The organism is Cypionkella sp., assembly GCF_034376685.1.
GTDB lineage: Bacteria > Pseudomonadota > Alphaproteobacteria > Rhodobacterales > Rhodobacteraceae > Cypionkella.
This window is the reverse complement of sequence record NZ_JAXMJJ010000114.1, coordinates 1-10,139: the sequence shown is the minus strand read 5'-3', so window position 1 is coordinate 10,139 and position 10,139 is coordinate 1. Positions and strand designations below refer to the sequence as shown.

The window sequence follows — 10,139 nt, the reverse complement described above, 5'->3', positions numbered from 1 at the left end:
CGGCGTCGAGGGGCGCCGCCAGATGCCCCATTTCGCCATCACCCCCGAAGAGATGCGCGCCCTGTCGGAATTCCTGCGCTGGGCGGATCAGACCGACACCCAAAGCTGGCCGCCCACGGACGCGGGCTAGGAGAAAGACATGAAATATCAATCGCAAAAAGTGGCCTACGCCTACTTCATGGTGGCGATGGGCCTGTTCGGCATCCAGGTCCTTGGCGGGCTGCTGGCGGGCTGGATCTACGTCTCGCCCAACACGCTGTCGACGGTGCTGCCCTTCAACATCATCCGCATGATCCACACCAACGCGCTGATCGTCTGGCTGCTCTTGGGCTTCTTCGGTGCCGCCTACTTCCTTGTCCCCGAGGAATCCGAGCGCGAGATCTGGTCGGTCAAGCTCGCATACCTGCAGCTGATCATCCTGGTGGTCGGCACGCTTGGCGCTGTCGGCAGTTACCTTGTCGGCATCCACGGCGGGCGCGAGTTCCTTGAACAACCGCTCTGGGTCAAGTTCGGCATCCTGGTCGCCGCGGTGATCTTCCTGGTCAACATCTCGATGACCGTGCTTGCGGGCCGCAAGACCGCGATCACGGGCGTGTTGCTGACCGGCCTGTGGCTCTTGTCGCTTCTCTGGGTCTTTGCCTTCATCAACCCCGACAACCTGAGCCTCGACAAGATGTACTGGTGGTTCGTCGTCCATCTCTGGGTCGAAGGCACATGGGAACTGGTGATGGCCGCGATCCTCGCCTTCCTGATGCTGAAGCTGACCGGGGTGGACCGCGAAGTGGTGGAAAAGTGGCTCTATGTCATCGTCGCCACCGCGCTGTTCTCGGGCATCCTCGGCACCGGCCACCATTTCTACTGGATCGGTCTGCCGGAATACTGGCAGTGGACAGGTTCGATCTTCTCGGCCTTTGAGGTGGTGCCTTTCTTCGCGATGATGTCGTTTGCCTTCATCATGGTCTGGAAGGGGCGGCGCAATCATCCCAACAAGGCGGCACTGCTGTGGGCTTTGGGGTCTGCCACGGTAGCGTTCTTTGGCGCGGGCGTCTGGGGCTTTCTGCACACGTTCCATGGCGTGAACTTTTACACCCACGGCACGCAGATCACCGCCGCGCACGGTCACCTGTCGTTCTACGGGGCCTATGTCGCGATGAACCTTGCGATCATCACCTATGCCATGCCGCTGCTACGGGGACGTGCGCCTTATAATCAGGTGCTGAACATGATCTCGTTCTGGCTGATGACCGGCGGCATGGCGTTCATGACCTTCGTTTTGACCTTTGCCGGCACGATCCAGACCCATATGCAGCGGATCGTCGGCGACTATTACATGGACGTGCAAGACCAGTTGGGATTGTTCTACATGATGCGGTTCGGCGCAGGTATCGCGGTGGTGCTGGGCGCGATCCTGTTCATCTACGCGCAATTGGTGGTGCGGCGTGAAGTGATCACGCCGAACACCATGCCTGCCCCCGCAGGAGGGGAGTCATGAACGCCCTCGCCCCCGAACGGTCAGCACCGTTCTATCGCCCCGTTGCGCAGGAATGTGCGCTGTTCGAAGCGGCTCACGCCAATGGTCTGCCCCTTTTGCTGAAGGGGCCGACCGGCTGCGGCAAGACGCGGTTTGTCGAACACATGGCGGCCCGGTTGGGCCGTCCGCTTTATACGGTGGCCTGTCATGACGATCTCTCGGCTGCCGACCTGATCGGGCGCTACCTTCTGCGCGGTGGGGCAACAGAATGGGTCGATGGCCCGCTGACCCGCGCCGTACGCGAAGGCGCGATCTGTTATCTGGATGAGGTGATTGAGGCGCGCAAGGATGTGACGGTTGTGCTGCACCCGCTGACCGACAACCGCCGCACCCTGATGATTGACCGCACCGGCGAAGAACTGCTGGCCCCGCCCGGCTTCATGCTGGTGGCCAGCTACAACCCCGGCTACCAGAACATCCTGAAACGGTTGAAACCGTCCACCCGGCAGCGGTTCCTTTCGATCACCTTCGGCTTTCCCGATGCCGCGACCGAAACCGCTGTCGTTGCGCGTGAAAGCGGGTTGGATGCGACCCGTGTGGCTCCGCTGGTGCGGCTGGCCGGGCATATCCGCGCGCTGTCGGGGATGGATCTGGAGGAAGGTGTCTCCACCCGCCTCTTGATCTACGCCGCCACCCTTATCGCCGGAGGGATGCCGATCGAACGCGCGTTGCAGGCGGCAGTGGTGGAACCCCTCACCGACGAGCCTGACGTGGCGCAAGCCCTGCGCGACGTCATCGCCTGCATCTACGGCTAAGCCATGGCGTTGCATCCGTTGGATCTGATGGAACCGGAAGAGACGATGGGCAACCTCTGGCACGGGGTCGCGCAGCGGCTGGCCCCGGTCACCGGCCATCCGGCCCATGCCGTGGCGTTGGATGCCGTGCGCCCCAGTCTTGCCCTGCTGTTCCGCGCCCTTGGCGGCAAGCCGGGGGTCGAGATTGCCGCCAGCCCCGCCACCGCCTCCCGGCATCGCCGGGGAATGGCTGCCCATCTGGCCGAGGCACGGGTGCTGGAGCATGTCGCAAGCTTCGACGGTGATAGCCTGCGGCTACCGCCGGTGATGGATGTCTTCCCCACCATAGAGTTGAATCGCACCGCCTATCTGTGGCTGGCAGCCCTTGCCGCTTGTTCTATGCCCACAGTCGCTGCGCAAGATCCGCTGGCCGCCGACCTCGCCAATCTAAGCGCCATGCACCGCGCAACCGCTGGGGCGCTGACGCTCTGCCCCGGCCTGCGCGTATCTCATGCAGCCATGTGCGCCCACCTGCTGACCCTGCGCACCGATCTGGCCGCGTCGCGGGCAGAACACAACGTCGAGCAAAGCGCGCGGGCAGTTCTGTCCGGCGATCTACTGCGCGCCGATTTGGCTATTCCTATGAACCCGCACGGCTACGCCCCTCTTGCGCCGGTTCCGATCTGGTTGCGGCTGGATCTCGCAGCTGGGAACACGGCGGCGGCTCCTGCCGAGGACGGCATCAGCGCACCGCCCGGTCTTGCCACGGCCACGCGCAAACAGGGCAAGCGTGAGGACAACGATCAGGCCAACCGCACCGACAGCTTCATCATGCACCGGTTCGAATCGATCTTCTCATGGGTCGAAAGCATGATGCTGAACCGGGCCACCGACGATGATGATCTGGAAAACGCCCAGAAGGCAGCCGAGGATCAGGACCATATCAACCTGACCCGCCATCACAAACGCGCCGCGACCCGTCTGCGACTGCATCTTGATCTGGCCCCGCAAGACGCAGACCATGAACGCCTCTCGGCGCGCTTTACCTACCCGGAATGGAATCACCGCGCCCGCGCCTACATGCCCGACCATTGCATCGTTCTGGAGGCTGACGCCACGCCTGGCGAGAGTTTCAGCCCCGACCCGCGCTTGATGGCCCGCGTGCGCCATCAGTTCGAAGCGTTGCACCCCCGCCGCATCCTGCTGCCGAGGCAGGTTGACGGCCCAGAGCTTGACCTTGATGCCCTGATCGCGGCGCAGGTCGCTCTCCGCGCCACCGGGCAGGCCAGCGACCGTATCTTTCGCGACCTGCGCCATGTCGAGCGTGATCTGTCGGTGGCGATCCTGATGGATTGCTCGCGCTCTACCGAATCCGTGATCGGCAGCCGCAGCATCATCGACACCATGCGCGAGGCAATGGCGGCGCTGGCAGGCGGCATCGACGCCGCAGGTGATCGGCTGGCGATCTGGGGGTTTTCGTCCCTGCGGCGTGACCGCGTGTTCCTGACCCGCTGCAAGCAGTTCGATGAACGCATGTCCCCAGACATCACCGCGCGTATCGGCGGTCTGCAACCCGGCCATTACACCCGGCTCGGGGCCGCGATCCGCCACGCTTCCGCCCAACTCGCAACCGAGCCTTCTGCCCGCAAGCTGCTGTTGGTGCTGACCGATGGCAAACCCAATGACCTTGACCACTACGAAGGCACCCACGGCATCGAAGACAGCCACATGGCCCTGCGCGAGGCTCGCCGCTTGGGCCATGCCGTGCACGGAGTGATCGTCGATGCCGATGGTCAGGACTGGTTCGCCCGCATCTTTGGCCGCGCAGGTTTCACCCTGCTGCCTGACCCCGCCCGGCTTGGCCGTGCCTTGCCCGATATCTACCGTTCACTGATATAGGAGACCTGACATGCGCCTACCCCTTTCGCTCTTGGCCGCACTCACCCCAGCCGCCGCTGTTGCCGAAGCCTTCCAGCGTCCAATCCCGCAACCTCAGACGGCACAGGCCGAAATCAGCTACTTCGTCGCTTCGCTGCTGCTGCTGATGGCGCTGGTTGCGGTGCAATGGCTGATCAGCCGCAGATGAGTCTCACTTGGCTGACGGCGATCCTGTATCCGTTCGGGGCCGGGGCGATGGCTGTGAACCTGTTCTTCGCCTCGCTGATCGCATCGTGGCTTGGCTCGCCAGTGCTGACACCCGTGCAATCGGTCATCGGCGGTGCGGTGCTGGGCATTCCCGCAACATGGGCTTTCGCCCGCCATATCCGGCGGCTGATGGACAAGGCGGACACATGAACACCAGCAGGGCAGAGTTCGCATTGGACTGTCTGGTGTTTGAGGGCCGCACTTTATGCCAAGCCTCTTCGCATATCGGGAATCCTTGACTGGCGAGATCGGCCATCGGTGCTATTACACATGGTATGGAGTGATTTCGCTGGTGTTGCAGTTTTGGCTTGTCGCAGCAGCCAACCCAGCGCCCTATACGGAACTTTGACCGACCGTGTCTTGGCCGGGTCATGCCCCGGCCTTGTGATGCTGATCACTATCCTTTTTTGCCGTGGCCGCCTTTGGCACTCACTCGTCGTTCATGCTTCGCTCTAGGTGCGACGGGATATTCAATCCCTTAGGCTTTGGCTAGGCCGTGTTGACCCGATGTGGTCGCCGACGTTGTGGCAAGCTCCCACCCGCGATCCAACAGCGATCTGACCCAGGTGCGTTTGTTCAGCGATTATGCAGCTATCAGTTTGGCTTCGACGGCGGTATTCCACCATCAATCAGGACGTTTCCTTTCGACGGAGGAAACGACAATGCTCTTTAGCGCCGTACCGGTTCTGTGACTGCTGATCCCGAGCGATCTCGGATCGCTGAGGGTAGATGATCTGACCTAGTGCCTGATCCTTTCAAAGCGATACGGTTTCGCTCTCGTCAACAGGGCAACGGTCTGCACCGGAGGTGACTGTCCGCTTCCTGCGGTGGGTTCAACGGATCGACGCAACACATTATTCTTTAATTGAAGAAGGAGTGTGAGCCGTGAAGTATCGTCGCCGAATATTTTTCACGGACCTGCAGAAGGCGGAGATTTGGGATCTCTGGCCGCGTGGCGAGTCGATGAGTTCGATTGGTCGGGGATTTGAGCGTAACTCGTCGTCTATCTATCCGCTGCTGGTCCGCACGGGTGGCATACGCCCGCCTGATCGCACGCGGTCCTGCTTGGCCCTGACACTCGGCGAACGTGAGGAGATCTCCAGAAGCCTGCACGCCCGGCAATCCTTGCGCTCCATTGCGCGCACTTTGCAGCGTTCCGCATCGACTATCAGCCATGAGGTCAGGCGTAATGGAGGTTGCGCTTAGTATCGGGCAGCTCCGACGGATCAGGCGGCTTGGGACCGCGCTCAGCGCCCCAAACCCTGCAAGCTGGCTGGCAGCCGGTATCTTTGCCGTGCCATATCAGCCAAGCTTACGCGCAAATGGTCCCCGCAGCAGATTGCAGGTTGGCTTGTGCGAGAGCATCCCGATGATGCGCAGAGGCGCGTGTCCCATGAGACTATCTACAGAAGCCTGTTCATTCAGGCCCGTGGTGTCCTGAAGAAGGAATTGCTGGCGCATCTGAGGGCCAAACGGTCTATCCGCCAGTCGCGCTTCGTCATGCTGGCGAAGGTCAGCAACAAGGACAAGCACAGCGTGATGACAGCCCTGATCAAGCAATCTCACAAGCTACCGCACGAGCTTTACCGATCCCTCACGTGGGATCGGGGAACAGAGATGTCAGGCCATCGACGCTTCACGCTGGCCACGGATATCGATGTCTACCTTTGCGATCCGCAAAGCCCTTGGCAGCGTGGCACGAACGAAAATACCAACCACCTCTTGCGCCAATACTTTCCCAAAGGCATCGATTTGTCGGTATACAGTCAGGCAAAGCTGAGCGCTGTCGCCCGACAGCTCAACGAACGACCCCGCAAAACGCTCGGCTACGAAACACCCGCCGAGCGGTTCCAAGCGTGTGTCGCGTCGATCCGTTGAACCCACCGCCCTTTGCTGCCGTTGGGGCTTCGATCGGCAGGGCAGTTCAGCTTCCTCAAAGCCGCCATTGGTCGGTCTTGCAGCATCACTGCGGTAACGCTTTCAAATCTGCGGACGGCGAAGATGCTAGCTGCGATCAGGGCGTGCAACCATGGGAACACGAGTCCCCATTTGGTTTGTTGAACTGTCCCGGCGATCTTAAAGCCTACCTTCTGGTAGACCGCGATTGCCCGATGGTTTTCTGGATGAGGGTCCGTTGCCACAACGGGAACTCGACGGCTAAATAGCTCAGTCATTCGCTGACGTATAAAGCCAGTTCCGTGACCTTTACCGATCATCTGTGTCTCTCCGATGTACTGGTCGATGCCACGCGATCCTTCGGGTAGGTAGTCGAAATGGTGCTGCCCCCAGCCATGCACGGCGTAGTCCTGCATGTAAGCAAACGACCGCTGCTCCAGTGATACGATCCACCGATACACACGGGGATCGACCAATTCTTCTTCGGCGAACGGATCTTCGCTTCCCCACCAGCGACCGACGTGAGCGCTCTCTTGCCAGCGTTTGAGCAGGTCGAGATCGGCAAATGTGGCAGCACGGAAGTGATACTGGTTCGGCCCTGACATTAGATGATTTTGACAGTTCGAATAATCGCCTGCAATGTTCCCAACGCAAAGAGCCTCAGTGCGACTTATGGGGCACGCGCACCCGACGGCGAGACTGACACGCGCGGCCCAGCGTGGATTTCGGCCTGCTCGCCTATCGCTGCGGTGCGGCTTCCCTAGACCGGCCATTCGCGCAATACGCAACATTTTGTCGCCTCAAACGTCGGTCTGCGGCCATTTATGCGCCATGCGGCCTGTGACTTGTGCGCGGACTTGTGGCCAAGCGCACGGAGATGGAGCACCGGCGTTTCCGGCCCGTTGGCTTGTATGAGCAGCGTTGCACCCTATGTTTCTCAGAACAGACAAGGAGCATATCATGATCAGAAAATTAATCACGGCGGTTGCTGCCCTGCTTTCCTCGAGCGTCATTGCCACCGCCCAAACCCCGTTTGGGTTTGAGACGATTGCTACCTTTGATCAGCCGTGGGCCATGGCGGTCTTGCCGCAAGGTGGATTTCTTGTGACTGAAAAGGCCGCGCGACTGGCCTATGTTTCAGCCTCGGGCGAGGTTCAGACGGTTGCAGGCGCGCCAAGTGTGACAGATGACGGGCAAGTGGGCCTGCACGATGTGGCCTTGGCGCCGGATTTCGAAACATCGGGTCTGGTTTATCTGACGTGGGTCGATGGCATCGACGGTGGCGCGTTGCACCTTGGGCGGGGGAAGCTGGATCTGGCGGGGCTGCAACTTGCGGATCTGAAGGTGATCTGGCGTGCCACGCCCATGGGCGGCGACGGCCATCCGGGTGCGATGATCGCATTTGGCCCCGACGGGCATCTGTTTCTGACCAGTGGTGATCGGCAGTTGGGCGACCCTGCACAGGTGTTGGGTGACAGCAGAGGCAAGATCCTGCGTCTTAACGCTGACGGCACGCCCGCCAGTGGCAATCCCTTTCCCGATGCCCCCGAAGTCTGGACCCTTGGCCACCGAAACCCCTACGGCCTTACGTTTGACGAAACCGGCAGGCTTTGGTCTCACGAGATGGGTCCGCGGGGCGGCGATGAGTTGAACGTGATCGCGGCGGGCCAGAACTATGGCTGGCCGCTGGTGTCAGAGGGGCGGAAATACAGCGGTCTGGCTATCCCCGATCACGCAACGCGGCCCGAGTTTGCAGCGCCGCTGATTGAATGGACACCGATCATCGCCCCGGCGGGGATGGTCTATTACGATGGCGCGGTCTTTCCCGAATGGCGGGGCTCGTTGTTGCTGGGTGGGCTTGCGTCGCAAGCGTTGATCCGTGTCGAGGTTGGCCGCGACTCGGCGCGGGAGGTTGATCGTTGGGACATCGGCAATCGCATACGCGACGTGGCCGCCGATGCCGAGGGTCACGTCTACGTGCTTGAAGACGGCAGCGACGCTCGGCTGGTGCGGCTGACCTATGGCAACTAGGGTCGGACTAGATGACTGCGGAAGTGTGCCAATATCCGCTCTCATAGTAAAGCAACCATGAAATCAACGCGTTGCGGAAGTCTCTCGTTCGGGCCTGAGAGCACCATCTGAGCTACTTCCCAATCTTTGGTGTGTTTCGGCATGCAATTTTGGCTCTGACTCAATCTTGATGCACTTCATGCCACGCCCACTAACCTTGCGCGCAGGAGATCGAGGTTTGCTCGGCCATACATCTGGCGTTGACCAGTTTCAGCTTGGTGATCCGGCCGTTTGACCACGGGCTCGTAATGGCCGCGGTTACGGCTGCCCGGTCGGCAATGATCCCCCGCGTGAATGCGGCCAGCAATGTGGCTGCGTCAATCCAGCGGTCGAGGTCTTCGCAACAGCCCGTGCGGATCATGTGATGGAACCGTTCGACAAGTGCGCGCACCTGTCGCAGATTTGGCAGCTCAGCCTCGATCAGGGTGACAAGCATGAGATCGGCGCTAGACAGGCGTTCCTTGGCAAGCATCACAAGCCTGGCGATCGTGCGCGAATTTGTGCATCTGCGGGGCAACTGCGCCGCCTCATCCCTGCGCCGCCGTGTTGCCCATTCCGTCACGACACGCAACGAACCTGCATAGCCCCGGACGCACAGCCGCCGCCAGAGTTCCGCGCCATTTCGGCATCCGACGTCCCATTCCTTGGACAACCAATCGAGGTGGGCGTCGAGGGTGCTCAACCTCGGCCGAAACATTTCGCCGCGATCACCGCGAGCAATGGCGCGGACGCATTTGCGCGACCGACCGGTGCGGCGCATGATTTCCTTGATCGGCACCCCGGCCGTCACCATGTCCTTGATGACGGAATTCGCCGCCGACCGCAGCCGCCAGCCCTCGTATTGATTGCGCTCGACAGCCGTCATCACGTCGGGGTCAACACGACCCGCGCCCATTACTCGCCGGATGTCCCGCATCGAGTTGCGGACGACACCAAGGAAGGCCGAACTGCAATTTTCCACGAGATGCCAACGGTCTGCAACTTGTATAACGTCCGGACGCCGCGTTAATCGGCAGGGCCGTAACCATCGCCGCGATCCCGCGCGATGATCTCAATGGAGGGTCGTGCCGCTAACCACGCCTGTACCGTCGCCGTCTCGCGATCTGGGAAAACATCAATGATCCGCCGTTGTTCAAGGTCACAGACGACGGTTGCATAGCGGTGACCCTTCCGCCAGGCCCAGTCATCGATCCCGATCACTCTGGGTGCGCCATCCGTCGGTGGTGCCCTTCGGCGCACAGCCTTGAGCAACGTATCCCGGCTGACCGGAAGGACCAGCCGCGCTGCGGTCCGCTGCCCCGGTCTTCCACCAAGCGCGAGACCTATGTGATGGACAATGCCTTCTAGACGCTCTGTCCGTCTTCCAAATCGCTGCGCGACAGCCGGGGCAAATTGCTCGGAAAAAATTTTCACCGGGCAACCAATCGACCTGCATCGGAACCGCCGCGTTCGAAGCTGCAAGCTGACCGCAGACCCCTGCGATGGCAGATCGGCCAAGGTTCTGACGTATCGGCTATGAACCGAAACCGATACGACCGCACACCGCGGGCAGCACGATGACTGCGACGAAGATAGCGCCACCACCGTCACCTGGCCGTCAGACATTTCGATTGCTTCAACGGCCAGCCCTTCTGGAGCCTCCAAACCAGTTTTGTGCATCCGGGACATCTTGTTGGTCCTCCCGAAGCCATCACAACATGTCGACCCATCAAAAGTGTATCAAGATTGAGTCAGAGCCAGCTTTGCGTGCCGATTGACATGTT

Annotated in this window: 7 protein-coding genes and 3 pseudogenes; 8 read left to right on the top strand and 2 right to left on the bottom strand. The window is 61.0% G+C overall.

Annotated features, from left to right (window positions below):
* The 7 genes and pseudogenes from U1A24_RS21310 to U1A24_RS21280 form a co-directional block, all read left to right on the top strand.
* Nucleotides 1-130 (top strand): annotated as a pseudogene (locus tag U1A24_RS21310) (cytochrome c); the annotation flags it as partial.
* A gap of 9 nt (nt 131-139) precedes the next feature.
* Complete coding sequence (locus U1A24_RS21305) at nt 140-1,492, top strand: cbb3-type cytochrome c oxidase subunit I (protein WP_322323994.1); 1,353 nt, start codon at nt 140-142, stop codon at nt 1,490-1,492.
* Nucleotides 1,489-2,286, top strand: coding sequence for a CbbQ/NirQ/NorQ/GpvN family protein (locus tag U1A24_RS21300; protein WP_322323993.1), 798 nt, complete (start codon nt 1,489-1,491; stop codon nt 2,284-2,286). Before U1A24_RS21305 ends, U1A24_RS21300 begins: the two co-directional genes overlap by 4 nt.
* Nucleotides 2,287-2,289: 3 nt before the next feature.
* The gene (locus U1A24_RS21295; RefSeq protein ID WP_322323992.1) at nt 2,290-4,164 is read left to right on the top strand and encodes a nitric oxide reductase activation protein NorD; all 1,875 of its coding nucleotides are present in this window, start codon (nt 2,290-2,292) and stop codon (nt 4,162-4,164) included.
* 10 nt (nt 4,165-4,174) lie between these two features.
* Nucleotides 4,175-4,351, top strand: a complete 177-nt coding sequence (locus U1A24_RS21290) for a hypothetical protein (protein WP_322323991.1) — start codon at nt 4,175-4,177, stop codon at nt 4,349-4,351.
* Nucleotides 4,348-4,560 carry an NnrT protein gene (locus tag U1A24_RS21285; protein WP_322323990.1) on the top strand — a complete coding sequence of 71 codons (213 nt, stop codon included), beginning with the start codon at nt 4,348-4,350 and terminating at the stop codon, nt 4,558-4,560. Before U1A24_RS21290 ends, U1A24_RS21285 begins: the two co-directional genes overlap by 4 nt.
* A 783-nt stretch (nt 4,561-5,343) precedes the next feature.
* Nucleotides 5,344-6,288 (top strand): annotated as a pseudogene (locus U1A24_RS21280) (IS30 family transposase).
* Here the strand turns inward: U1A24_RS21280 and U1A24_RS21275 are convergent.
* The gene (locus U1A24_RS21275; RefSeq protein WP_322323989.1) at nt 6,237-6,911 is read right to left on the bottom strand and encodes a GNAT family N-acetyltransferase; all 675 of its coding nucleotides are present in this window, start codon (nt 6,909-6,911) and stop codon (nt 6,237-6,239) included. The pseudogene U1A24_RS21280 and the gene U1A24_RS21275 overlap by 52 nt on opposite strands.
* A gap of 355 nt (nt 6,912-7,266) precedes the next feature.
* Between U1A24_RS21275 and U1A24_RS21270 the strand changes: the two genes are divergently transcribed.
* Complete coding sequence (locus U1A24_RS21270) at nt 7,267-8,337, top strand: PQQ-dependent sugar dehydrogenase (RefSeq protein WP_322323988.1); 1,071 nt, start codon at nt 7,267-7,269, stop codon at nt 8,335-8,337.
* Nucleotides 8,338-8,513: 176 nt separating this feature from the next.
* Here U1A24_RS21270 and U1A24_RS21265 read toward each other — a convergent pair.
* Nucleotides 8,514-10,044: pseudogene (locus U1A24_RS21265) on the bottom strand (ISL3 family transposase).
* Between the last annotated feature and the right edge of the window lie 95 nt (nt 10,045-10,139).